Source organism: Streptomyces sp. NPDC004266 (genome assembly GCF_042874095.1).
Lineage (GTDB): Bacteria > Actinomycetota > Actinomycetes > Streptomycetales > Streptomycetaceae > Streptomyces.
This window is the reverse complement of sequence record NZ_JBIAMM010000003.1, coordinates 255,977-280,511: the sequence shown is the minus strand read 5'-3', so window position 1 is coordinate 280,511 and position 24,535 is coordinate 255,977. Positions and strand designations below refer to the sequence as shown.

Sequence of the window (24,535 nt, the reverse complement as noted above, 5' to 3'; positions counted from 1 at the left end):
CGCTGCTGGTCAGCGTACGGCCGGGGCCCCAGGCTCGGGGGCATGAAATCGGAAACCGTCACCCCGACCGGTGAGTTCACGCTCCGGCTCTCGGCAACGCGCCGGGGCGCACGCCTGGCGCGGTTACTCGCCGTGCAGCAGCTCCGTGACTGGGGTGTCACCGGGGCCCCCGCCGACTCCACCGCCCTCGTCGTCGCCGAGCTCGCCAACAACGCGGTCCAGCACGGCCGGGTACCGGGGCGGGACTTCGAGGTGCGGATGGAGCGGGGCGACGACCACGTACGGGTCGAGCTGTCCGACGCGCGGGGGGAGCGGCGTCCGGTGCCCGCCCGGGAGCCGGACGAGGGCGGCTACGGGCTGCTGCTCGTGGCCGCCCTCGCGAGCGCGTGGGGCGTGAAGGACCGGTCGGTCGGCAAGACGGTCTGGGCGACCGTGCCGACGTCGGTCAGAAGACCGTGACGGGGGCCGAGACGTTGTCCTCGGTGAGGTAGACCGTCCCGGAACGGGTGAAGGGTGCGCGCCAGTCGCCGGTGCCCTTGAACAGGTCCGCGAAGCCGCCGGCGTGGTACGCGATCAGGTCGGCGCGGCCGTCGTGGTCGGCGTCCCCGATCCCGAAGAGGTCGGAGGGCCAGCCCCAGCCCGCGCCGATGCGGGTACGGGGGACGAACGTGCCGTCGCCCTTTCCGAGGAAGAGCCAGAGGACGCCGTACTTGTCGCGGGCGACGAAGTCCCCGGCGGGGCCGCCGCCGATGTTCCCCGTGGCGGCGAGGCTGTTGTAGATGCCCCAGCCGCCGCTGATCTTCTTCCTCGGGGCGAAGGGCGCGGCGGCGGAGCCGGTGCCCGGGTGGAGCCACAGGACGCCGGCCCTGTCGGTGGCGAGGAGGTCGGGGCGGCCGTCGCCGGTGACGTCGCTGCCGCCGGTGAGCTTGTCGTAGATCTGCCAGCCGGCGCTGACCTTCGCACGCGGCGCGAGGCCCTTGCCGGTGCCCTGGTGGAGCCAGAGCACGCCGCTCTTGTCGCGGGCGAAGAGGTCGGCGTGCGGGGTGCCGCCGAAGTTTCCGGGGGAGAGGAGCCGGTCGTAGATGTTCCAGCCCGAGGTGGTGGCTGCGGTGGGCGGGGTGGTCCACTGCGGGGAGGAGAGGTCCAGGCGCTCTTCGAAGAGCGTCAGCCGACCGTCGTTGGTCCGGACGAGGAGGTCAGGGGCGCCGTTGTCGGTGAAGTCGTGAGGGTGGGGCTTGCGGGCGACCGTGAGGGTGCCGGTCCGTTCCACGGCCGGGCCGATGCCGTTGTACGGCGTGACCGTCAGTCGCCAGGTGTAGGCGCCGTTGGAGACGGGGGTGCCGTCGGTGAAGGCGCCGTTCCACTGCGTCGTCATGGAGCCGCCGGAGAAGTGGAAGGAGGTCGTCGTCGACTTCTTCCCGGTCGCCGTGTGGACGAGTTCGAGGCGCGCCCTGACCCTCGTCAGGTTCACCGTCCAGGTGAAGGGGACCGGCAGGGGGGTGCGGTCGAGGTCGATCGTCCCGGGGACGCCGTCGGGCCCGACTTCCAGGGCGGTGGGCGTCCCGGCGTTCGCCACGCGGGTGACGACCGGAGCGCCGTCCGCTCCGGCGGAGACCTCGTACAGGCCCTCGCCCTGGGCGAGGGTTCCGCCGCGCACGAGCTGGGTGCCGTCGGGTCCCGTCGTGGAGTTCGTGAAGGCGTCCAGGAGCGGGACGGTGTCGCCGGTCGCCAGGGAGCGGGCGGTCAGCGCCCACAGGGGGCTGGGCGAGGTGGCCGTCGTCCCTCCCGGCTGCCCGTACGTCAGCCAGTCGCCCACGAGGTCGACCGTCACGAATCCGGTGCCGCCCAGCGGGATGCGCCGGGCCTCGCCCGTGTCCCGGCGGACCGTGACGAGGGTGCTCGTGGCTTCCGTGGGCTTCTCGACCCAGGCGAGGTGGGTGACCGACAGCGCGGTGTCGGAGTTCCTCGTGACCCGCTCCGTGTCGTGCTGCTCCACGACGGTGTGGGTGGCGAGGTCCACCACGGCGACGCGGTTCCTCGGGGTCCCGTCCACGGTGGCGGTGTAGAGGGCCACGGCGGTGTCGGGCGAGTCGAGGTCGATGCGCGTGAAGACGGCGTCCGCCGGGAAGCCCGTCACCTCGTCGTCGGCGACGGTGTCCTGCGTCTTGCGGACGACGTGCAGATCACGGTGGCCGGTCTCGTCGGCCTTCGTCGTGAGGAGGGCGGATCCGGCGGGCTGCGCGCTGCCGTAGCCCTCGCCGAGGAGGCTGAGGTCGATCACCACGGGCGCGGCGCCGGTGGCCATGTCGTACATCGTGTAGACGGTCCCGTCGACCTTCGTGACGACGTCCGTCCGCCGGCTCGACTGGTAGCGGCCCGTGGGCAGCGCGGTGGTGGCGCCGTCCGCGTACCGCGTCCACCGGTAGGTGGAGTCGTTGTGGCGGGTCAGGAAGCCCGTCGGGCCGGTCCCGACGATCGCCGAGTCGTTGAGGAAGGGGAAGACGTCCTCCTGCGCGGCCTGCGTGCCCTGCGCGGCCGTCACGGCCGACGTCGTCGCCACGGCCGGAACGGCCGCCAGCGGTCCCGCCGTCACGGCGAGTGCGACGGCCACGGCCGTCGCGAGGCGGTGGCGGCGGGGTCTGTGCGTGCGGGTCAAAGCGGTGGTCCTCCCCAGGAGCTGCGGGCGTGGCGGAGAACGCCACGCCCGCAGGACTGCCGGGAAGACCGAAAGGTTGTACGTCCGTTCGGTACCGGTCAGGAGACCGCGTTGAACTTCGTGCCCTCGCCCGCGTACAGGCTCGTCGCCACCCGCGTGAACGGGGCCGTCGTGCTGCCCGTGCCGACGTACGCCCACGTGCCGCCCGATCCGTACCCGATCAGGTCGCCGCGGCCGTCGTTGTCGAGGTCGCCCGCCCAGGCGAGCTGGGAGAAGGCGCCCCAGCCGGCGCCGATGCGGGTGCGGGGCGCGAAGGTGCCGTCGCCCTTGCCGAGGAACAGCCACAGCACGCCCGCCGTGTCGCGGGCGACGAGGTCGCCGGCCGCGCCACCCGCCGTGTTCCCGACGGCGGTGATCTGGTTGTAGGAGTTGAAGCCGCCGGCGGCGAGCTTGACGCGGGGGGCGTAGGGGGCGGCCCAGTTGCCGGTGGCCTTGTGGAGCCAGAGGGCTCCGGAGGTGTCGACGGCGACGAGGTCGGGGCGGCCGTCGCCGGTCAGGTCCGACCCGGCCGCGATCTTGTTGTAGGCGCCCCAGCCGGCGCCGACGCGGGTGCGGTTGACGAAGGTGCCGTCGCCCTTGCCGAGGAAGCTCCACAGCACGCCGGCGGTGTCGCGGGCGACGAAGTCTCCGGCCGGACCGCCCGCCAGGTTCCCGGCGGCCTCGATCGCGTTGTACGCCTGGAAGCCCGCGCCGAGCTTCGTCCGGCGGGCCGACTTGATCTGACCGTTGACCGGCCCGTCGAAGAGGTCGTCGCGCCACAGGACACCGGCGGCGTCCCGGGCGAGCACGTCGGTCGAGCCGTTGTCGTCGAAGTCGTGCGCGTTGGCCCTGCGCTGGACCTGGAGGGTGCCCGAGACGGTCGCCGGGCCGCCGACGCCGTCGGTAGGCGTGGCGGTGGCCTTCCAGGTGTAGGCGCCGTTGGGGGCGCTGATGCCGTCCAGGACGCCGTCCCAGACGTAGGTGAAACGGTTCCCCGAGACGGACGGGGCCAGGCGCTTGGTGAGCTTCCTGCCCGTGGTGACGTGCGTGAGCGTGAGGTCCACGGTGGCGTTGCCCCGCGACAGGGTCCACTCCATCGGGACCGTCGTGCCCGTCTTCTCCAGGTCGGCGTAGGTGGGCACCTGGGCGTCGGCGAACTGCACGGCCATGACCCGGCCGGTGTCGGATTCGAGCGTGACCGTCGGGCGGGCGCCGCCGCTGCCGGTGATCCGGAAGAGGCCGTCGCCGTTCGCGTCGAAGCCGCGCACGAGCAGGGAGCCGTCGGGGGCGTGGGCCGCGCTGGAGAAGTTGTCCAGGACCCTGTACGGCTGGGCGCCCGCGTCCGTGAGGCTCCGCGCGTACAGCGGGCTCGGCGCCTCCGCGGTGGCGGTGCCCGGGACGCCGTAGAGGACCGTGTCCCCGACGATGCCCGCGACGACGGCACGGGTCAGCTCCCCGGTCAGGGGGACGCGCGCGACCGTCGTGGTGCCGGTCCGCTGCGCGCTGAACTCGAGGCCGCCCTCCTGCGTCGCGTGGACCCACCCCTTCCAGTCGGCGGTGAGGGCGCCGGTCGACGACTGGTCCCACTGGGAGGTGCCCGAGCTGCCGCCCCAGTCGACGACCGAGCCGTTGTTCACGTTCGACGTGGCCGTCCAGTACACGATCCGGTCGGTGGGGATGTACGGCTCCCGGACACTGCCCAGGACGACGAAGTCGTTGCCGCGGGAGGCGACGACCTTGTAGTCGATGTTCTTGGGGCGGGAGGAGAGCTTGCTCTTCTTGGTGACGCCGTTGACCTTCGAGAGCTGCCAGAGCTCGTGGTAGTCCTCGGTGGTCGACACGCTCACGAAGAGGTTCTCGTTGACCACGCCGACGAGCTTCGTGCTGCCGGACGGGAATTCGGCCCCGATGTTGAAGGACGCGCGCCAGGCGCCCCCGTTCTTCATGTCCCGTACGGAGATGGTGTTGCCGTCGCCCGTCACGAGGAGGTCGGAGTTGCTCTCGTAGCCGACGATGCCGGTGCCGACCGGCGTCACCGAGCCGTCCTCGTACTTGTGCCACTCCAGGACCGTGGTGTCGGCCTCGTTCTTGCGGGACGTGAGGTAGCCGGTGTCACCGACGCTGACGACCTCGGCGTCCACGGGCAGGTTCGCCCCGGTGGTCGCCTGCGCTCCGGCGACGGCGGCCGGGGCGGCCGCGACGGCCGGGACGGTGACGAGGGTCCCCGTGACCGCCGTGACGGTGGAGAGGGTGAGGAGCGCGGCGGCGAGGCGGCGGTGGGAGATGCGGGTGTGCTTCACGTTCACTTTCCTTGGACGGTCGGGAACCGGGAGAGCGGTGCCGGTCAGGCGAGCGCGTTGAACTTGCCGCCCTCGGCGTAGTAGAGCTGGCCGTACTGCTTGGTGCTCAGCGGGGCGTCCCACTTGCCCGTGCCCAGGTAGACGAAGGTCTCGGTGCCGTACGCGACCAGGTCGGGGATGCCGTCCCGGTTGATGTCCCCGGCGCCGACGAGCTGCTTGTACGCGCCCCAGCCGGAGCCGACGCGGGTGCGCGGGGCGAAGGTGCCGTCGCCCTTGCCCGCGAAGAGCCAGAGCACGCCCGCCGTGTCCCGGGCGAGGAGGTCCCCGGCGGTGCCGCCGGCGATGTTGCCGACGGCCGCGATCTGGTTGTACGTGTTGAAGCCGGCGGAGGCGAGCCGCACGCGGGCCGCGTAGGGGGCGTCCCACTTGCCGGTGGCCTTGTGGAGCCAGAGCGCGCCCGCGCCGTCCACCGCGACGAGGTCGGGGCGGCCGTCGCCGGTCAGGTCGGAGCCTGCCGCGATCTTGTTGTAGGCGCCCCAGCCGGGGCCGACCTTGGTACGGGCGGCGAAGGTGCCGTCGCCCTTGCCGAGGAAGCTCCACAGCACGCCGGCGGTGTCGCGGGCGACGAAGTCGCCGGCCGGACCGCCCGCGAGGTTCCCGGCGGCCTCGATCGCGTTGTACGCCTGGAAGCCCGCGCCCAGCTTCGTCCTCGTGCCGAGGTCGATGCCGGCGGAGGTCTCCGAGTGGAAGACGTCGTCGCGCCACAGCACACCTGCGGCGTCGCGGGCGAGCAGGTCCGGAGCACCGTTGTCGTTGAAGTCGTGCGGGTTGGCCGCGCGCACGATCTTCACGGGAGAGGTCTGCTTCACCGCCGGGCCGATGCCGTTCTTCGGCGTGGCGGTGAACTCCACGGCGTAGTCGCCGTTGGGGGCGTGCTCGTAGCCGCCACGGTCGTTCCACGTGACCTTGACGAGACCCGAGCTGCCCACGTTGTAGGAGTCGAAGGCGTGGTCCAACACGACCTTGCCGGTGCGGACGTGACGCACCTTCACCGTCCCGGAGGCCAGCTGCCGGGACAGCTGCCACTCCAGGGTGGCCTTGCCGTCGGTGCGGTCGAAGTCGACGACGGCCGGGACGCTGGAGCGCAGGACCTTCAGGGCGGTCGGCCGGCCCGTGCTCGCGACGAGCGTGACGGTGATCCCGCCGTTCTCGGCGACCGTGAGCCGGTAGACGCCCTCGCCCTGGGCGACGGTGCCGCCGTGCACGAGGAGACTGCCGTCGGGCGTCCGCACGGCGGAGGTGGCGGTGTCGAGCAGCTTGGACTTGGTGCCGTTGACGACGTCGACGGCGTTCAGCGCGAGCAGCGGGTTGGGCGCGGTGGCCACGTCGGCGGTCGGCACGGAGTAGACGAGCGCGCTGCCGAGGAGGGCGATGGAGGTGTTCGCGTAGACGCCGAGGTCGACGGAGCCGAGCAGGGGGCCCGCGCCCTCGGCGGCGCGCTCCGCGTACTTGAGGGTGGCGGTCCGGCTGCCGTTGGCGGCCGTCCACGTCTCGACCCAGGCCAGGTACGAGGCGTTGGCGTCGAAGTCCGCCGAGTACACCGCGTTGCCCGTCTCGCGGCGCTCGACGACGGACGCGGTCGTGACGTCGACGACGGCGACGAGGTGGTGGACGACGGACTCGGCGTCGCGCGTCGTGTAGTGCACGGCCACGGTGGTGGGCGAGGTCGGCTCGGCCCTCAGGATCCGGACGTCGCCGGGCAGCCCGCTCACCTGGCGGTTGGCGCCCGCGTCGACGCCCTTCCTCGACAGCCACAGCGAGCCGGTCCGACTGGCGTCGTCGTAGTACGAGAGGACGACCGTCCCGCCGATCGCCGCGTGGGTGAGGGGGGTGCCGTTCACCGAGAAGGACTCGTAGGACGCGCCCGGCTGCGACATGTCGTAGACGCGGTAGCCCCCGGTCGGCTGCCGCATCACGACGGAGTCGGAGAAGCCGCCGTAGTAGACGGCCCCGCCGCCCAGCGTGGGCAGGGCGGTGGTGGTGCCGTCCACGGTGCTGGTCCAGCTGTAGAGGGGGTCGCCGATCGGGCTGTCGGGCGCGGGCGCGGCGGTCAGGAAGCCGGACGGGCCCGCGCTGACGATCCGCGTGGCGGCCGGCATCGAGATCACGCCGTCGGCCGTGGCGGAGGCGCCCGGGGTCGTGCCGGTGCCGTCCGCCGGAGCGGCGGAGGCCGGGGCGGTCAGGGACGCGGCGCCGAGGGTGACGGCGAGGACGGCGGTGACGGCCGCGGTGAGGCGCCGGGAGGAGGGGGTGTGCCGCATGGGGGTGCCCTTCGGGGACGGGGGGACGAGGAGGAGGGGGTACGGGCGTGGGGCTCGTACCCCCTGGGTGCTGCCGGTCAGGTCCGAGGGTCAGACGAAGAGGTTCCGGAACGGGTCGGCGATGGTGTTCAGCGCGAACGGCCGGGCCGGGGCGAACGGGGCCTTCCAGACGCTGGTGCCCTTGTAGAAGGCGCCGCCGCCGGTGCCGACGGCGACCAGGTCGTCGCGGCCGTCGCGGTCGGCGTCACCCACGCTGACGATGTCGTCGTAGACCTTCCAGCCCGCTCCGACCTTCGTGCGGTTGGCGAAGGTGCCGTCGCCCTTGCCCTGGTGGAGCCAGAGGATCCCCTGGTGGTCGATGGCGACGATGTCGCCGGCCTTGGTGCCGGCGAAGTCGCCGAGCGCGAAGGCGTGGTAGACGCCCCAGCCGGTGGCACCGACGTTCCTGCGGGCCGCGAGGAACGGGGCGGTGTCCTTGCCGGTGCCGGTGTGCAGGTAGAGCGAGCCGCCGATGTTGGATACGCCGAGCAGGTCGGGCCTGCCGTCGCCGGTGACGTCGGCGCCGCCGATGAGGTGGTTGTACGTGTGCCAGCCGCCGCTGACCCGCATCGGAGCGGCGAAGGTGCCGTCGCCCTTGCCCTTGTAGAGCTTCAGGAAGCCGTCGTAGCCGACGCCGACGGCGTCGCCCACGGCGGTGCCGCCGAGGTTGCCGGTGGCCTCGATGCGGGAGCTCTGCGTCCACACGGAGGACGCGTCGACGGGCGCCTTGGCGGTGACCTTGCCGGTGGACGGCGTGTACGCGAGGTCGTACCGGAAGACCTTGCCGGCCCGGTCGATCTGGACCAGGTCGGGCGTGCCGTTGCCGTTGAAGTCGTGGCGGGCGGCGGTGGCCGGCCCGGCGGCGGTGGCCGCGGGCGCGGCGGCGAGGGCGAGGGCGCCGAGGGTGGCGGCGATGACCGCGGTGGCGGCCGTCGTGAGCCGGCGCGAGGAGGAAGAGGTGTGCACAGGAATCCTTTACCGAGGTCAGAACGGGCGGGGGAGGTACGGGATGCCGTCGCCCCAGAGACCGATCTCCTGCGGGGCTGTGTTCTTGAACGGAGCCCGCCAGTCGCCGGTGCCCAGGTGGACCTTCAGGGCGACGTCGTCGTGGTAGTGGAAGCCCCGGCCGACCAGGTCGGGGTGCCCGTCGCGGTTGATGTCGCCGACACCGAAGACGCCGCGGTAGTCCCCCCAGCCCGTGGAGATCCTGGTGCGGGGCGCGAAGGTGCCGTCGCCCTTGCCGAGGTGGAGCCAGGCGGTCCCGTACGCGTCGATGGCGACGACGTCGCCGGCGGGGCCGCCGGCGATGTTGCCGACACCGGCGACGGAGCGGTAGACGCCCCAACCCTTGCCGAGGTTCTTGCGGGCGGCGAGGAAGGGGGCGGTGTCCTTGCCGGTGCCGGTGTGGAGGAACAGCTCGCCGGTGGCCTTGGAGACCCCGAGCAGGTCGGGCTTCCCGTCGCCGGTGACGTCGCTGCCGCCGACGAGCTCCTTGTACGTGTTCCATCCGGTGCCGACGCGGATGGGCGCGGTGAAGGTGCCGTCACCGCGGCCCTTGCGGAGCTGGAGCACGCCTGCCGTGTCCCGGGACACGAAGTCGCCGACGCCGGAGCCGCCGAGGTTGCCGGTGGCGACGTTGAGGGACGCGTTCAGGGTGGCGGTGTCGAGGTCGGTCAGCGTCCAGTACTCGGCGGTGATCTTGCCCGTGGCCGGGTCGTACTTCGTGTCGACCCGCTTGACCGTGGGCCAGGCGTAGTCGTCGACGATGATGTCGGGCGTGCCGTTGCCGTTGAAGTCGTGCCAGGTCACCGGGGTGACCGGGGCCGTGGCGGCCGTGGCGGCGGGCGCGGACAGCACGGCCGCCCCGAGCGTGGCGGCGAGGACGGCGGTGACGGCCGTCGCGATGCGACGGTGCGATGCGGTGGTGCGACGCAAGTGAAACGTTCCTCCCCCAAGGAGGGCGCGCGCGGCGAAGAGCGCGTCACCCGGAAATCCGTAGAGCACGGCCCGCGAAGCAAGATCTTTCACGAGGTGCCGCAGGGTCAGACACGCGGCCGGGCCGGAGGGTTGTACGAGGGTTCACGGAAAGTTCAGCCCGCCTCGCGGGAGCCCCCGCCGCATGCCCGGACCCCGACCGCCCGCCCCCGGAGGCCCGGACGGGCGATCGGGGGCGGGCGGCCGGAGGGCGGAGGGTCAGGCGACGGGGGAGTAGCCGTACGCGAACGCCACTCCGGTGAGCTGGCGGGCCTGGAAGGGGGCCCGCCAGTCGTTCGAGCCGCGGAACAGGTACGAGTCCCCGTTGTACGCGTGCACGTACAGGTCGTTGCGCCCGTCGCGGTTGGCGTCCCCCACGCCGATCAGGTCGTCGTACGCGCCGAACCCGGCGCCGATCCTCGTACGCGGCACGAAGCCGCCCCTGCCGTCGCCGAGGAAGCTCCACAGCACGCCGGACCTGTCCCGGGCGACGAGGTCCCCGGCGGTGCCGCCGGCGATGTTGCCGACGGCGGTGATCTGGTCGTAGATGCCGAAGCCCACCCCGAGCTTCACGCGTCCCGAGTAGGGGGCCGTGTCGAGGCCGGTGCCCCTGTACAGCCAGAGGACGCCCGCCTTGTCGATGCCGACGAGGTCGGAGCGGCCGTCACCGGTGAAGTCGCTGCCGCCGGTGATCCGGTCGTACGTGTTCCAGCCGCCACCGATGCGGATGCGGCCGGCGAACGTGCCGTCGCCCCGGCCCTTGAACAGCCACAGCACGCCGGTCTTGTCGCGGGCGACGAAGTCGCCGACGCCCGACCCGCCGACGTTGCCGACGGCCTCGATCCGGTCGTAGACGTTCCAGCCGGTGCCGAGCAGGGCCGGCCCCGGCGTCGAGGGTTCGACGAGCTGCCCGTTGTTCGCGTACGCCGAGTAGTTCGAGTCGTGCCGCCACAGCCGCCCGGCGGCGTCCCGTGCGAGGACGTCCGGCGTGCCGTTGTCGTTGAAGTCGTGCGGCGCGGCCTTCCGGACGACCTTGAAGGTGCCGGAGGCGGTCGCGGCCGGGCCGATGCCGTTGAGCGGGGTGGCGGTGACCGTCCAGGTGTAGTCGCCGTTGGGGGCGCTCACGCCCGAGGGGCCCAGCTCGCCGTCCCACGCCATCGTGACCCACGGGTTGTACGGGTGGGTGTCGTACTGGGTTCTGGTCAGGCCGGTCCGGACGTGGCGCACCGTCATCCTCACGTCGACCGTGGTCCGGGACAGGTTCCACGTGAAGGAGGCCCGGCCGCGGGTCTTGTCGAAGTCCACGACGGCGGGGACGTTGTTCGTCCCGATGACGACCTTGGTCGGTTCCCCGGTGGGCGCCACGAGGGAGACCAGCGGGTTCCCGGCGCCGTCGGCGGTGATCCGGTACAGGCCCTCGCCCCGCGCCACCGTTCCGCCGCGCACCATCAGGCTGCCGTCGGGGGCGGCCTCGGACGAGGTCAGGTGGTCGAGGAGCCGGACCTTGGCCCCGGTGGCCGGGTCGACCGCGGTGAGGGCGTACAGCGGGCTCGGGGCGCCGTAGTCGAGGCCGTCGGCGTCGCCGTACACCACCCGGTCGCCGACCAGGCCGATCTGGACGCCGTACGCCTCCACGTCGGCCAGCGGGATGCGCTTGGCCGTGCCCGTGGCGCGGTCGAGGACGACGATCGAGGTCCGGTGGGCCGCGGTGGACTCGGTCCACGCCACCCGGGTCGCGGAGACGGCGACGTCACCGCCGAGCGAGGCGGCCGGGCGGTCGCGGATCTCGTCGACGACGCCGGTGGCGAGGTCGAGCAGTCCCCACTTCTTCGCCGTGCCCACGGTGAAGGTGACCAGGGCGTCGTCGGGGGTGCCGGGACCGACCGCGAAGGCGGTCGCGCCGGCCGGCAGGCCGGTCACCGCGACCGCGCCGGCCTCCTTGGTGTGCTTCCGCAGCACCGTGCCGCCGTCTTCGGAGGCGACGGTCGTGAACACGGCGTCCGCCGCGGCCCCGACGTACATGGCGCCGCCCCCCGAGAAGCCGACGGGGACGTCGAGCGCCGACATCGTGCTCAGGTTCCGCAGCGTGACCTGGTAGCTGCCGACGAAGACCAGGTAGTCCGTGGTGCGCGAGGAGCGCAGGAGGACGTGGCCGGAGTATCCCGTCGAGGCGCCGGTCGCGTACGACGTCCAGCGCGTGTCGTAGGTCTCCGGGTTCTGCGAGAGGAAGCCGGTGATCCCGGCTCCCGTGACCTTGAAGTTCTTGGGGAAGGTGACGGCGGTGGCCGCCGTGCCCGCCGTGCCCGTGACGACGCCGGTGGGAGCCGCGGTAGCGGGAGCCGTCAGGACCCCGGCGCCGAGGGTCACGGCGAGGACGGCGGTGACGGCGACGAACAGCCGCCGGCGAACTGGTCGGACGTGGGACAAGAGCTGTCTCTCCCTGTGGGTGGGACGAAGGGTTCGTGTCAGGCGAAGAGGTCGAAGGGTTCGATGGAGGGGGCCCACCGCAGCGCGGACGTCTCCTCGCGCGGACGCAGCGGCGCGTGCCAGTCGCCGGTCCCCCGGTAGAGGTACGACTCCGAGACGGAGAGGTCGGCGCGGCCGTCCCGGTCGGCGTCCCCGAGGCCCACCAGGTCCCAGCCGGCCCCCCAGCCGCCGCCGATCCGGGTCCGGGGCGCGAGCGTGCCGTCCCCCTTGCCGAGGTGGAGCCAGAGCACACCGGCCCGGTCACGGGCCACGAGGTCCCCGGCGGGGCCCCCGGCGAGGTCGCCGACGGCGGTGATCCGGGTGTAGATCCCCCAGCCGGTGCCGAGCTTCCGGCGCGCCGCGAAGGGGGCGGTGTCCCGTCCGGTGCCCGGGTGCAGCCAGAGGACGCCCGCCTTGTCGGTGGCGAGGAGATCGGGCCGGCCGTCGCCGGTCAGGTCGCTGCCGCCGGCGATCCGGTCGTAGACGTTCCAGCCGGCGCCGATCCGGATGCGGCTGCTGAAGGTGGTGTCCCCGCGGCCCTTGAACAGCCACAGCACGCCGGCCCGGTCGCGGGCGACGAAGTCGCCGACGCCGGAGCCGCCGAGGTTGCCGGTGGCCTCGATGCGGTCGTAGATGTTCCAGCCGCCGCTGACGGCCTTGGAGTAGGGCTCGACGAACCTCGTGTACCCGCCGTCCCGTTCGTAGAAGGAGTCGCCCAGCCACAGGCGGCCCGTCGTGTCCCGGGCGAGCAGGTCAGGGGATCCGTCGCCGTCGAAGTCGTGGGGCTGGGTCCGGCTGCGGATCACGCTGAAGGACCCGGAGGCGACCAGGGCCGGGCCGATGCCGTTGAGCGGCTCGGCGTCGATCCGCCAGGTGTACGTACCGGTCTTCGCGCCCGTCGAGAGGCTGGCGTCGCCAGGCCAGTCCATGTCGCCGTGCCACGCGTAGTGGGCGTACGTGAAGTCGGCGGCCTGCTCGGAGAGGGGGTGGAAGTCGTCGACCAGGGTGTCGCCGGTGCGGGTGTTGCGGAGGGTGAGGGTGCCTCCCACGTTGATCCGCGAGAGCCGCCACGTGAGGTCGACCGACCCGGTCCGGCTCAGGTCGATCACCGACGGGATGCCGTGGCCGAGGAGGGCCACCCTCGTCGGCTCGCCGCTGGAGGCGACGAGCGTGGCGACCGGCACGCCGCCGGTGCCGGGCGCGATCCGGTACAGGCCCTCGCCCTGCGCGACCGTACCGCCCTGGACGCCGATCGCGTCGCCGGGCGCGTCGACGGCCGTGACCACGTGGTCGAGGAGCTTGCGGGTCGCCCCGGTGGTCAGGTTCCGCGCGGTCAGCGCGTGCAGCGGGTCGGGGGAGTAGTCCCGCAGGCCGTCGCGGCGCGCGTACGTCACCCAGTCGCCCACCAGGGAGACGGTGAGGTCGCCCGCCCCGGGGCTGAAGCGCTGGACCAGGCCGGTGGCCCGGTTCAGGACGTTCACCGTGGTGAGCCCGGTCGCCGTCGGCTCGGTCCACGCGACGTGCGTCGCCGAGAGGGCGAGGCCGCCGTCGGAGGCCCGCGCCCGCTGCGCGGTGACGGTGGCGGTCGTGAGGTCGACGACGGCCCAGTGGTGACGGGCCGTCGTCCCCGAGCCGGTCCGGTACGACAGCAGGGCGTCGGTGCCCGCGGCCCCGACGGCGAACAGTCCGGTCGCGTTCGCCGGCAGACCCGTGACGGCCCGCTTCGACGGAGCGGTGTCGCCCGGGGCGTACAGGTCGAGGTTCTGGCCGCCGGTGGCGTTGGCGGTGGTGACGAAGAGGGTCGAGCCGACGGCACCGGCCTCCTGGGCGTCCGGGCCGGCCGTGGACAGGTCGACCCAGAGCGGTGCGGTGCCCGTCGCCATGTCCCGGAGGGTGACGCCGCCGCGCCACATGTCGATCACCGTGTCGGAGTCGCGCGAGCCGAGGACGGAGTGACCGGCGGCGAAGGACGTCGTGGCCCCGTCCGAGAAGCGGGTCCAGCGGGGCGGGGTGGCACTGGTGTCGTCCCAGGTGAGGAAGCCGGTCCTCCCCAGGCCCCAGAGCCCGCGCCCCTTCGGGTACGGCACGGCGGAGGCCGTCGCCCGCACCCCCGCCACGGTGTCCGCCGTGGCGGGGACGGCGGACAGGACGCCCCCCACGGTGACGGCGAGCGCGGTGCCCACGGCGACGGCGAGCATCCGGCCGGGCGTACGGAAACGGGATGTGCGAAGGCGGTACGACAAAGCTGCGGTCCTCCCCGGGGTGGCCGCGCCGGCGGAGGGCGGCGGCCGTGGCGCGCGGAGGCGGCCGGTGGTGCCCCCCGACCGGAGCGTCGCCTCGCGCGAAAGACCGGGCGGACGCTACCACCTGCCCCCGGCGCCCGTCACGATCTTTCCCGCCGCTCCACCGCGCCCCGGACGTACGCCGCCTGCCCCGCGTGCTGGAGGTCGTCCGCGATCACCGACACCAGGCGGACGCCGAGCGTGACCGGCGGGTCCCAGCGGGTGTCGACGATCCGGTCCAGGTCCGCGTTGGTGACCGCGCGGATCAGTTCCTCGGTACGGGCGTGCACGGCGTCGTGGTAGCCGAGCAGCAGCTCCGCCGGCGCACGGACCTCGCCGACCTGCGCGCTCGTCTGGCCGTAGCCGGTGGCGCGCTTCGGGAAGGGCAGCCCGAAGCGGTCCGCCCAGCCGTCCGAGGTCCACAGCTGGTCCGTGTCGAAGGCGTCCGCGAGGTGGTCGTCCTGGACGCGGGTGAGGTGCCAGACGAGCCAGGCGACGGAGTTCGCGTCGGGGTCGATGCGCACGGCGAGCTCGTCGTCCGTCAGCCCTTCCACGGCCTCGTGGACGACCTCACGGATCCGGCCGAACGCGTCGACCAGCAGACCGGCACTGTTCATGGGGGCTCCTCGGGGTCGGGACCTGTGCGTCGGGGACGGGGAGCTAAGGCCGGCGTTCCTGCCGCCACCGCTCCACCGCCGCCTCCACGTCGAACGGCCTCAGGTTCAGCGGCGGGCCGGCGGGCGGGCGGGCGAGGGCTTCGACGATCCTGGTGTTGATCTCCCCGAGGACGCGGCGCACCTGGCTCTCGGAGACGGCCGCGGCCACCGCCGCCTCCGCGTCCTCGGCCTCCTTGCGCAGGGCGAGGGAGGGCGGCAGGACGGACGCGCCCTCGCGGTGCATCTTCCCCTTGATCCACCACAGCTCGTCGTACGGGGCGGCGTCGTCGGGGAGCGGCTTCCCGAAGCCGGGCAGGTCGCGGAAATCACCGCGTTCCGCCGCCTCGCGGATCTGTTTGTCGACGAACGACTCGAAGCTGACTCCGGGCGGCTTGCGTTCCGTCATGTGTCCAGACTACGTACACGCGGCCGTGCGGGCCTCGCCTCGGAGCCCGGCTCGGTGACGAACGGCTACCGAGCGTGCACGCGTCCCGGGTCCGGAAAAGGGCAGGAGCCCCGGCTCGTGCCGTGAGGCACGGAGCGGGGCTCCTTGGGTACTGCTCTAGTCGTGCGTTCGCCGACCCGGGCAACTTAGGCCGGGGAGACGTTCTCCGCCTGCGGGCCCTTCGGGCCCTGCGTGACGTCGAAGGTCACGAGCTGGTTCTCCTCGAGCGAGCGGAAGCCGTTCGCGTTGATCGCGGAGTAGTGGACGAAGACATCCGGGCCGCCGCCGTCCTGGGCGATGAAGCCGAAGCCCTTTTCAGCGTTGAACCACTTCACGGTTCCGGTAGCCATGAGCCCTCCTATGGGCCAAAGGGTCGCCCTGCTCCAGAACCTGCAAACAAGTCTGAAAACTACAAAAGCCTGCGGGTCACATGCTCCGCAGGCTCTGTACTGCAAGGGAAACCAAACTGCAACTTGCGTCGAGCGTAGCACGCAGGACGCTCGCGGCGGTAGAGGGAAAGATCACGTCACCCGCATGTTTGATTCCGTTCCGTGCGCTGACGCGCGTGCCCCGCCGATGCCCACACTGCGAGACGGGTCTAGCCTCGCGATGTGGACAAAGCAACCGACGACCAGCAGCGCAGCCGGCCCCGCGTCGGACACATCCAGTTCCTGAACTGCCTTCCCCTCTACTGGGGCCTCGCGAGGACCGGGACGCTCCTCGATCTCGAGCTCACCAAGGACACGCCGGAGAAGCTCAGCGAGCGGCTCGTCCGGGGCGATCTCGACATCGGCCCGATCACCCTCGTCGAGTACCTCCGGAACGCGGACGACCTGGTCGCGCTCCCCGACATCGCCGTCGGCTGCGACGGGCCCGTCATGTCCTGCGTGATCGTCTCCCAGCGGCCCCTGGCGGAGCTCGACCGCGCGCGCGTGGCCCTCGGTTCCACCTCCCGCACCTCCGTGCGCCTCGCCCAGCTGATCCTGGCCGAGCAGTACGGGGTCGAGCCCGACTACTACACCTGTCCGCCGGACCTCGGCCTGATGATGCAGGAGGCGGAGGCCGCCGTCCTCATCGGCGACGCCGCGCTCCGGGCCTCCCTGCACGACGCGCCCCGGCTCGGCCTCCAGGTCCACGACCTGGGGCTCATGTGGAAGGAGTGGACGGGCCTGCCGTTCGTCTTCGCCGTGTGGGCGGCCCGCAAGGACTTCCTGGCGCGCGAGCCGGAGACCGTCCACGAGGTGCACCAGGCGTTCCTGGCCTCGCGCGACCTCTCCCTCGAAGAGGTCGCCAAGGTCGCCGAGCAGGCGGCCCGCTGGGAGACCTTCGACGCCGAACTCCTGGAGCGGTACTTCCGCACGCTCGACTTCCGTTTCGGCCCCGAGCAACTCGCGGGCGTACGGGAGTTCGCCCGCCGCACCGGCCCCACGACCGGCTTCCCGGCGGACGTCGCGGTGGAACTCCTGCCGTCCCCGGTGCGATAAGCGGCGCGGCCGCGGGGAATGGCGCGGCAAAGAAATGCCGGGGGCCCGCCCCGCGCGCCGGGCGGGCCTTTCCGTGTCCAGGGCGGGCCTTTCCGGGCGCCTCCGGGAATGCGGTCGCTCTCCCCGGGACGCCGGCGCCGGACCACCGGTAATGGGACGCGCCGGCGACACGCCGGGAATTCACCGGATATTCGCCGGAACCCCGCGTGTCTCTCCCCGGCGCCCCACCCGCCGTCCCCCTCCCCGGCCTCCGGCGGCCGGGGAACGGCACCCTGCGGAAGTCGCGAGGAGCGCTGGCGTAGGCTGGCTCGGTCTGTCATAACCCCTCCGAAAGGGACGCACCCGGTGACCGAGAAGGCCGAACTCCAGTCTGTTCTCGACCGCGCCGCCGCGGGTGGCCGGATCACCCCCGAGGAGGCGCTCGACCTCTACCGCTCGGCGCCCCTGCACGCACTGGGCGCCGCCGCCGACGCGGTGCGCCGCCGCCGGTACGCGGGGACCGAGCACATCGCGACGTACATCATCGAGCGGAACATCAACTACACGAACGTCTGCGTGACGGCGTGCAAGTTCTGCGCGTTCTACGCCGCCCCGAAGGACACCGAGAAGGGCTGGAGCCGGGACCTCGACGACATCCTGCGCCGCTGCGCGGAGACCGTGGAGCTCGGCGGCACCCAGATCATGTTCCAGGGCGGCCACCACCCGGACTACGGCGTCGAGTACTACGAGAAGCACTTCGCCGCCATCAAGAAGGACTTCCCGCAGCTGGTCATCCACTCCCTCGGCGCCTCCGAGGTCGAGCACATGGCCCGCATCTCCGGCGTCTCCGTCGAGGAGGCCATCACCCGCATCCACACGGCCGGTCTGGACTCCTTCGCGGGCGCCGGCGCCGAGCTGCTCCCCGAGCGGCCGCGCAAGGCCATCGCCCCGCTCAAGGAGAGCGGCGAGCGCTGGCTGGAGATCATGGAGATCGCCCACAAGCTGGGCGTCGAGTCCACCTCCACCATGCTGATGGGCACCGGCGAGACCAACGCCGAGCGGATCGAGCACCTGCGGATGATCCGTGACGTGCAGGACCGGACGGGCGGCTTCCGGGCCTTCATCCCGTACACGTACCAGCCGGAGAACAACCACCTCAAGGGCCGGACGCAGGCCACGCTCTTCGAGTACCTGCGGATGATCGCGATCGCCCGGCTCTTCCTCGACAACGTCGCCCACATCCAGGGCTCGTGGCTCACCACGGGCAAGGAGATCGGCCAGCTGACCCTGCACTACGGCGCGGACGACCTCGGCTCGATCATGCTGGAGGAGAACGTCGTCTCCTCGGCGGGTGCCAAGCACCGCTCCAACCTGCGCGAGATGATCGACATGATCCGCACGGCGGACCGCGTCCCGGCGCAGCGCACCACGACGTACGAGCACATCGTGGTCCACGACGACCCGGCGAACGACCCGGTCGACGAGCGCGTCGCCTCGCACATCTCGTCCACGGCGATCGCGGGGGGCACGGCGCACCCGGAGCTGAAGCTCCTCGACGCCCACTGACGCGCCCGTGCTGACCCTCCACGTCGCCGAGGCGACACCCGGGAGCGCCGTCCTCGTCGACGGCGCCCTCGTCGCCGCCGTCGGCCCGTACGAGGACCTGGCCGCCGCCCGGCCCGAGGCGCGGGTGCGGCGGTGGCCCGGCATCCTCACCCCCGGGCTCCTCAACCCCTACGGCCCCGAGCTGCTCGAACAGACCTACCACCCGGACCCCCGGGAGGCCGCGGAGTTCGGCACCGAGCCGATCACGGGGGAGCGGGCGCGGGCGATCTTCCGCGCCGACCCGGCGCGGCTCGGCGCCAGCGCGCGGCGCGGCGTGCAGCGGATGCTGGCGCACGGCACGGTCGCGGTCGCCGGCGAACTGCGCGGCCGGGCCGCGCAGGACGCGGTGCGGCGGGCCGGCCTCGCCGTCGGGCAGCGCCCCCCGTCCCTGCCCGGGCCGCCGTCCCTCTCCCCGGTGCCGCTGATCCTGCTGCCCGCCCCGGTGCCGGGCGGCCCCGCCCGGTTCGCCGTCTTCGACGTCCCCGACCGGGCGGCCCTGGTCCGCCTCGGCGCGTCGACCTGCGTCGCCACCGTCCTCGGCGGCCGCCTGGTCCACCGGCGCCGGTAGCCGGGCCCGGCTCAGCCGCCCCGGACCGGGGCGCCCTTCTTCTGCACCGGGTACTCGTCCGCGTACTTCAGCAGATCGGTGAAGCGGGCGTCGCGTACGACGGCGAGCAGCTGGTCCGGCGTCACGGGCGCCGAGGCACTGTCCGAGGGGTCGACGGAGAGCAGCGCGTTGCTCCTGCCGTACCGCGTGACGACCATGGCCCCCAGGGTGTCGGTCCTGTTCACGGCCACCGCGTACACCTGCGCGGTGCGGCCCCCGCCCAGATCGGCCTTCTCGCAGGTGACCTTCGGCGGCCGGTTCCGGCACTCCTGGAGGCGCTCCCCCTCGGCGGGCCGGACGGACAGCTTCACGGGGAAGGTCCCGCCGCCCGCGGTGATCCGGTACGAGGACACCTCGCCCGCGACCGGCCGGACGTCCTCGACGGACGCCGGCAGCAGTTCGTCGAGGAGGGCCGACACCTGCTGCTGGAACTGGGCGCGGCGCGCGCTCTCGGCGTCGGAGAGCTTCTCCGGCGGCTCCTGGCCCGGAGTCGGCCGGACCTGCACCGGCGTGTGGTACGCCGAGGGGAAGGCGGCCGGCGGCGCGGCGGGCATCGCGACGCCGGGGTCCGCCCCGGGCAGCAGGGACAGTCCGAGCGCGGCCGCGGTCACGGTGCCGAAGACACCGCCGGCGACGGTGAGCCGGGTCCGCGCGCGGCGCCTGCGGCCCAGGCGCACCGCGACGGGCGCGAGGTCGGGAAGGGGTGGCAGCTCCTGTGTCGTCCGGTCCATGGCACGGCGGAGCATCGTTTCGTCGTCCACGCGGGGCCTCAGCTTCCGATGGCGTAAGGGTGGAGTTGGGGATCGGCGGTGTAGAGGTGTGCCTCGCCGAGGCGGTCCCGGAGCCGGGCCAGCGAGCGTGAGCACTGGCTTTTGACCGTCGCCTCGCTGCAGCGCATCAGCGAGGCGACGGTCTCCACACTCAGGTCCTCCCAGTAGCGAAGGACGACCATGGCGCGGGCTCTGGGCGGAAGCTCGGCGAGCGCGGCGAGCAGCGTGACCCTGAGGTCCGGCTGTTCGGTGTCCCGCGCCGGGCCGAGCCCGCCGGTCTTGGTGAAGGCGAGCAGGTCGCGCAGCCGACGGCGCCGTTCGGCCAGGAACGTGCGGGTGAGCACGGTCTTGGCGTAGGCGTGCGGATGCTCCGCCGCCCCGGCCCGCCGCCAGTGCTGGAAGAGCTTGGCGAGGGTGGTCTGTGTGAGGTCGCGGGCGGTCTCCGCGTCCCCGCACAGGAGGTACGCGGTGCGGTACAGCCGCGTCTGCGCGGATCGGGCGAACTCCTCGAACCCGACGTCCGAGCCAAGCGGTGACGGCATCTCGCTCCCTTCGTCAGCACTGTCACCCATCCTTGAGCGCGCCCGGCCGGAAAAGGTTGAAGCCGATTCCTGGAAATCTCCAGAGGGCCGGGGCCGGTCCCCGGCCGCCCGGGGGGTGGCTGCCACAATGGCCGGGTGAGCCGAGCATCCCTGGACAAGCAGCCGCACGAAGTCGCCTCGATGTTCGACGACGTGGCGGCGAACTACGACCTCACCAACGACGTGCTCTCCCTCGGGCAGGACCGGCGCTGGCGCAAGGAGGTCGCCAAGGCGGTCGACGCGCGGCCCGCGCAGAAGATCCTCGACCTGGCCGCCGGGACCGCGACCTCCTCGCAGCCGTTCGTGAAGGCGGGGGCGTACGTCGTCCCGTGCGACTTCTCCCTCGGGATGCTGCGGGTCGGCAAGAAGAACCACCCGTGGATGCCGTTCACCGCGGGCGACGGCATGAGGCTGCCGTTCCGCGACGACGTCTTCGACGCGGTCACCATCTCCTTCGGGCTGCGGAACATCCAGGACACCGACCGGGCGCTGCGCGAGCTGCACCGGGTGACGAAGCCCGGCGGCCGGGTCGTCATCTGCGAGTTCTCGCACCCCACCTGGGCGCCCTTCCGCACGGTGTACGAGGAGTACCTGATGCGCGCGCTGCCGCCGGTGGCCCGCGCCGTGTCCTCCAACCCCGACGCGTACGTGTACCTCGCGGAGTCCATCCAGTCCTGGCCGGACCAGCCGACCCTGGCGGGCATGATGCAGAAGGCCGGCTGGTCGAAGGTGGCCCACCGGAACCTGACGGGCGGCATCGTGGCCCTGCACCGCGGCTTCAAGGCCTGACCGCCTCCTGCCCCCGCCCATGAACTTCCCCCATCCTTCCCTCGACCCCTCCGGGAGATCCGCCGTGACCGAGCAGCCCCTCTCCGAGCACACCGCAGATGTGATCGTCGTCGGGGCAGGCCCGGCCGGCTCCACCACCGCGTACTACCTCGCCAAGGCCGGACTCGACGTCCTGCTCCTGGAGAAGACCGCGTTCCCCCGCGAGAAGGTCTGCGGCGACGGCCTCACGCCGCGCGCCACCAAGCAGCTCGTCGCCATGGGCATCGACATCTCCGAAGAGGCCGGCTGGCTGCGGAACAGGGGCCTGCGGATCATCGGCGGCGGCGTCCGCCTGGAGCTCGACTGGCCGGAGCTCGCCTCGTACCCGGACTACGGACTCGTCCGCAAGCGCGACGACTTCGACGAGCAGCTCGCCCGCCAGGCGCAGAAGGCCGGCGCCCGGCTGTACGAGCGCTGCAACGTCGGCGCGCCGATCATCGACGACCGCACGGGCCGGATCACCGGCGTCCACGCGAAGCTGGGCGAGGAGAAGCGCGAGGTCACCTTCCACGCCCCGCTCGTCGTCGCCGCCGACGGCAACTCCACCCGGCTCTCGCTCGCCATGGGCCTGCACCGGCGCGAGGACCGGCCGATGGGCGTGGCGGTCCGGACGTACTTCACGAGCCCCCGGCACGACGACGACTACCTGGAGTCCTGGCTGGAGCTGTGGGACCGGCGCGGCCCGCAGGACCGTCTGCTGCCCGGCTACGGCTGGATCTTCCCGATGGGCGACGGCACGTCCAACGTCGGCCTCGGCATCCTCAACTCCTCGAAGGCGTTCCGGGAGCTGGACTGGCGCGAGGTCCTCAAGGCCTGGTGCGCCTCCATGCCGGAGGAGTGGGGCTACACCCCGGAGAACATGACGCAGCCGATCCGCGGCGCGGCCCTGCCGATGGCGTTCAACCGCCAGCCGCACTACACCAAGGGCCTGCTGCTGGTCGGCGACGCGGGCGGCCTGGTCAACCCGTTCAACGGCGAGGGCATCGCGTACGCGATGGAGTCGGGCCAGATCGCGGCCGACGTCATCGTCCAGGCGCACGCGCGCGCGACGCCCGCCCAGCGCGAGCTGGCCCTGCGGAACTACCCGCAGGTCCTCAAGGACACCTACGGCGGGTACTACACGCTGGGCCGCGCCTTCGTGAAGCTCATCGGAAACCCGAAGATCATGAAGATCGCGACCCAGCGCGGTCTGACCCACCCGCTGCTGATGAAGTTCACCCTCAAGATGCTGGCGAACCTCACGGACCCGACGGGCGGCGACGCCATGGACCGCATCATCAACGGCCTGTCGAAGGTGGCGCCGAAGGCCTGAGCGGCGTCAGGCGCAGCGCTTGACGACTCCGGCGAACTGCCGGCTCATCGGAGGCCGGGGCACGCGGGCGCGCAGCTCCGCGCTCCGGCCGGGCGCGTCGTGGCGACAGTGACGGCACGGCCAGACCGCCTCGGCGAGCAGGGCGAGCAGATGGAGCTGGGCGCGCGACAGACCGCCCAGCTTCTCGCGCATGTTGGTGACGTGGAACTTGACGGTGCGCTCGGTGATGCCGAGGTGTCCGGCCAGATCCGTGTTGGACTCCCCGCCGGGCATCGCCCAGAGGACCTCGACCTCGCGGTCCGTCAGGGAGTCCAGGTGGCGTAACGCGGTGGTGACGGGGTTGATCCTGGCGGCTCGGGTTCCGTCACCATCGGCTGGTTCGGGTCGGCAGGACGGGCACTGACGAAGCATGAGTCTCCCCCCAGAGAATGCATTCGTTGGGCACTGTGCGACGGAACCGCGGCACTGGTTCCCGATGGGAACGGTAAACGGATCGAGTCGGAAAAAGATGCCCGCACGGCCGGATCGGGATGTCCCTGGGACATCCCGGCGGCCGGAAATCGACTGGGCCGCCGACCTGTCGTCCTCGGTCCCGCGGCTCAGCCGGCCAGCGTGGCCGCCAGCTTCAAACGGTCGTTGAGCTCGGTCTTCGCCTGGTTCAGGGTCTCGGCGTTCTGCTCGACGCTCCGCTTCTGGTAGGCGCTCTCGACGGTGTACCAGATGCCGACGAGGTTGGCCTTTTCCTTACAGGCGACGTCCTGCTTGGCGGCGGCGATCGCCTTCGGACCCCCGTAGGTGTTGGGGTTGAGACCCAGGTCGCTCTGCGGACTGACCGGCTCGTCGACCGTGTATCCCTTCTCGGCCATGCAGGCGGACCAGGCCTTCACCGCGGCGACGACGCGGGAGTCCTCGCGGGACCGGGAGTTGGCGTCCATCGTCAGGTTGGTGACGAACATGGCGTCCACCGCGCCCTTCTTCGGCGCGTAGACCGTGAGGTAGCCCTCGCGGATGCAGCCGCCGATGGGCACCTTCTGCCCGTTGAGGGTCTTGCCGCTGTCCTTGCCCCTGGCCTCCTCCAGGCTCATCGGCTGGGGGCCCTTGTAGCCGGTGGGGCCGCTGAGGGCGAGCTTGCCGCTCGTGCCGAGGACCTGGGTGGGCGGCTTCGCCGGCGGCTGGGCGCCCCGGTTGGGGACGTAGCCGTAGCGGGCCGCGACGGTGGCGTCGGTGAGGCCGTACCGGGAGTCGTCGGACCGGCCGCCGACGGCGGGCGTCAGGGGCAGCTCGAAGTCGAAGCCGAAACGCTTCATGCAGTCGCTGGTCACCCGGGCCTGTGCCTGCTCCAGCTTGCGGCGCTGGTCGTCGGTGGTCGCGTAGGCGTCCAGCGGGTACGAGAGGCCGGTCGTCGACAGCAGCCGGGGGATCGTCCCGATCGCGGGCTCCTGCGCGGAACCGTCGCCACCGCCGCCGTCCGACTCGGAGGAACAGGCGGTGAGGAGCGCGGCGCTCAACAGGAGAACGGTCGCGCGGGCGGCGATTGGACGCATGGGGCTGCTCCAGGGACGTGTGCGTGTCTACCATGGGAGCAGCCGTTGCTCTGCCCGCCTCATTCGGGCGGAGCAACGGCTGCCGCGGTGGTGCGTGCGCCGGGGCCGTGAGGCTACTCCGGCGGATCAGCTGGGTGGTGCTTCACGAGACCCTGGTGATCAACGGGCCTTGTAGTGGTACGCGGAGGAGATGCGGTTCTTGAAGTTCGTGGACGCGTTGCCGACGTAACCCGCCGGCAGGCTGCCCTCGATGCCGCCCGCGTAGGCGTCGGTGTAGACCCACCACGTCAGGGAGTCGGCGTTGTAGTACGAGGCGGTGTTGTCGTTCACCGACTCGCCCGCGCCGGCACCCGGGCCGGGGAAGCGGTCGCCGTCGAAGTTGTCGTCCGCGACGTAGAGGTCCCAGACGGCACCGGCCTGGCCGGAGTTGTAGAACAGGCCGAACTCGCCGCTCTCCAGGTAGCCGTTCTTGCCGGTGGCCGCGGAGGCCGAGCCGGCCGTGGCGAGCGCGCCGGCGCCGATGGCGGCGAGCGCGATGGCCGTGGCGGCGACGCGACGGAGTGCAGTGCGCTGCATGTCGTTGCCTTTCACGTAGCTGTTGCTGATGGGTTCGCTGTGGCCCGGAGTGGACCGGTGTCCATACGAGC

21 protein-coding genes are annotated in these 24,535 nt (G+C 72.3%); 6 read left to right on the top strand and 15 right to left on the bottom strand.

The window, feature by feature from the left end; translation table 11 throughout:
* Positions 1-42 precede the first annotated feature (42 nt).
* Entirely contained in the window at positions 43-459 is a 417-nt protein-coding gene (locus tag ACFYUZ_RS09305; protein ID WP_389307255.1) for an ATP-binding protein, read from the top strand.
* Here ACFYUZ_RS09305 and ACFYUZ_RS09300 read toward each other — a convergent pair.
* The 10 genes from ACFYUZ_RS09300 to ACFYUZ_RS09255 form a co-directional block, all read right to left on the bottom strand.
* Positions 446-2,656, bottom strand: a complete 2,211-nt coding sequence (locus ACFYUZ_RS09300) for an FG-GAP repeat domain-containing protein (protein WP_389307254.1) — start codon at positions 2,654-2,656, stop codon at positions 446-448. The genes ACFYUZ_RS09305 and ACFYUZ_RS09300 overlap by 14 nt on opposite strands.
* A gap of 98 nt (positions 2,657-2,754) precedes the next feature.
* Complete coding sequence (locus ACFYUZ_RS09295; RefSeq protein ID WP_389307252.1) at positions 2,755-4,995, bottom strand: FG-GAP repeat domain-containing protein; 2,241 nt, start codon at positions 4,993-4,995, stop codon at positions 2,755-2,757.
* Positions 4,996-5,039: 44 nt separating this feature from the next.
* Positions 5,040-7,316 carry an FG-GAP repeat domain-containing protein gene (locus ACFYUZ_RS09290; protein WP_389307251.1) on the bottom strand — a complete coding sequence of 759 codons (2,277 nt, stop codon included), beginning with the start codon at positions 7,314-7,316 and terminating at the stop codon, positions 5,040-5,042.
* Between the two features lie 90 nt (positions 7,317-7,406).
* The gene (locus tag ACFYUZ_RS09285) at positions 7,407-8,321 is read right to left on the bottom strand and encodes an FG-GAP repeat domain-containing protein (RefSeq protein ID WP_389307250.1); all 915 of its coding nucleotides are present in this window, start codon (positions 8,319-8,321) and stop codon (positions 7,407-7,409) included.
* Between the two features lie 18 nt (positions 8,322-8,339).
* A complete protein-coding gene (locus tag ACFYUZ_RS09280; RefSeq protein ID WP_389307249.1) occupies positions 8,340-9,290 on the bottom strand; it encodes an FG-GAP repeat domain-containing protein in 951 nt (316 codons plus the stop codon).
* 258 nt (positions 9,291-9,548) lie between these two features.
* Positions 9,549-11,756, bottom strand: a complete 2,208-nt coding sequence (locus ACFYUZ_RS09275) for an FG-GAP repeat domain-containing protein (protein WP_389307248.1) — start codon at positions 11,754-11,756, stop codon at positions 9,549-9,551.
* Between the two features lie 38 nt (positions 11,757-11,794).
* Positions 11,795-13,993, bottom strand: coding sequence for an FG-GAP repeat domain-containing protein (locus tag ACFYUZ_RS09270; protein ID WP_389307247.1), 2,199 nt, complete (start codon positions 13,991-13,993; stop codon positions 11,795-11,797).
* 185 nt (positions 13,994-14,178) lie between these two features.
* Positions 14,179-14,694, bottom strand: a complete 516-nt coding sequence (locus ACFYUZ_RS09265) for a DUF664 domain-containing protein (RefSeq protein WP_389307246.1) — start codon at positions 14,692-14,694, stop codon at positions 14,179-14,181.
* A 43-nt stretch (positions 14,695-14,737) separates the two neighbouring features.
* A complete protein-coding gene (locus tag ACFYUZ_RS09260; protein ID WP_389307245.1) occupies positions 14,738-15,139 on the bottom strand; it encodes a DUF1992 domain-containing protein in 402 nt (133 codons plus the stop codon).
* A gap of 185 nt (positions 15,140-15,324) precedes the next feature.
* Positions 15,325-15,528: a cold-shock protein gene (locus ACFYUZ_RS09255; protein ID WP_015035453.1), complete on the bottom strand. Its 204-nt coding sequence runs from the start codon at positions 15,526-15,528 to the stop codon at positions 15,325-15,327.
* 261 nt (positions 15,529-15,789) lie between these two features.
* Here ACFYUZ_RS09255 and ACFYUZ_RS09250 point away from each other — a divergent pair, with 261 nt between their 5' ends.
* The 3 genes from ACFYUZ_RS09250 to ACFYUZ_RS09240 all read left to right on the top strand — a co-directional run bounded on the left by ACFYUZ_RS09250 (position 15,790) and on the right by ACFYUZ_RS09240 (position 18,814).
* Positions 15,790-16,662: a menaquinone biosynthetic enzyme MqnA/MqnD family protein gene (locus tag ACFYUZ_RS09250; protein WP_389307244.1), complete on the top strand. Its 873-nt coding sequence runs from the start codon at positions 15,790-15,792 to the stop codon at positions 16,660-16,662.
* Between the two features lie 345 nt (positions 16,663-17,007).
* A complete protein-coding gene (gene mqnC, locus ACFYUZ_RS09245) occupies positions 17,008-18,207 on the top strand; it encodes a cyclic dehypoxanthinyl futalosine synthase (RefSeq protein ID WP_389307243.1) in 1,200 nt (399 codons plus the stop codon).
* A 7-nt stretch (positions 18,208-18,214) separates the two neighbouring features.
* Positions 18,215-18,814, top strand: a complete 600-nt coding sequence (locus ACFYUZ_RS09240; RefSeq protein ID WP_389307242.1) for a hypothetical protein — start codon at positions 18,215-18,217, stop codon at positions 18,812-18,814.
* 11 nt (positions 18,815-18,825) lie between these two features.
* On the opposite strand, the gene ACFYUZ_RS09235 is transcribed toward ACFYUZ_RS09240, so the two are convergent.
* Positions 18,826-19,584, bottom strand: a complete 759-nt coding sequence (locus ACFYUZ_RS09235; RefSeq protein ID WP_389307241.1) for a hypothetical protein — start codon at positions 19,582-19,584, stop codon at positions 18,826-18,828.
* A 38-nt stretch (positions 19,585-19,622) separates the two neighbouring features.
* Positions 19,623-20,165 (bottom strand): SigE family RNA polymerase sigma factor, encoded by a 543-nt coding sequence (locus ACFYUZ_RS09230; RefSeq protein ID WP_030693558.1) that lies wholly within the window; start codon positions 20,163-20,165, stop codon positions 19,623-19,625.
* Between the two features lie 135 nt (positions 20,166-20,300).
* On the opposite strand from ACFYUZ_RS09230, the gene ACFYUZ_RS09225 reads away from it, so the two are divergent.
* A complete protein-coding gene (locus ACFYUZ_RS09225) occupies positions 20,301-20,993 on the top strand; it encodes a demethylmenaquinone methyltransferase (RefSeq protein ID WP_389307240.1) in 693 nt (230 codons plus the stop codon).
* A 19-nt stretch (positions 20,994-21,012) separates the two neighbouring features.
* On the top strand, positions 21,013-22,344 hold the full coding sequence (locus ACFYUZ_RS09220; RefSeq protein WP_389307239.1) for a geranylgeranyl reductase family protein: 1,332 nt from the start codon (positions 21,013-21,015) through the stop codon (positions 22,342-22,344).
* Positions 22,345-22,350: 6 nt separating this feature from the next.
* Here ACFYUZ_RS09220 and ACFYUZ_RS09215 read toward each other — a convergent pair whose 3' ends face one another.
* The 3 genes from ACFYUZ_RS09215 to ACFYUZ_RS09205 all read right to left on the bottom strand — a co-directional run bounded on the left by ACFYUZ_RS09215 (position 22,351) and on the right by ACFYUZ_RS09205 (position 24,464).
* Entirely contained in the window at positions 22,351-22,755 is a 405-nt protein-coding gene (locus tag ACFYUZ_RS09215) for a helix-turn-helix transcriptional regulator (RefSeq protein ID WP_389307238.1), read from the bottom strand.
* Positions 22,756-22,943: 188 nt separating this feature from the next.
* The gene (locus ACFYUZ_RS09210; protein ID WP_389307237.1) at positions 22,944-23,888 is read right to left on the bottom strand and encodes a hypothetical protein; all 945 of its coding nucleotides are present in this window, start codon (positions 23,886-23,888) and stop codon (positions 22,944-22,946) included.
* A gap of 159 nt (positions 23,889-24,047) precedes the next feature.
* Positions 24,048-24,464 carry a peptidase inhibitor family I36 protein gene (locus tag ACFYUZ_RS09205; protein ID WP_093874623.1) on the bottom strand — a complete coding sequence of 139 codons (417 nt, stop codon included), beginning with the start codon at positions 24,462-24,464 and terminating at the stop codon, positions 24,048-24,050.
* Between the last annotated feature and the right edge of the window lie 71 nt (positions 24,465-24,535).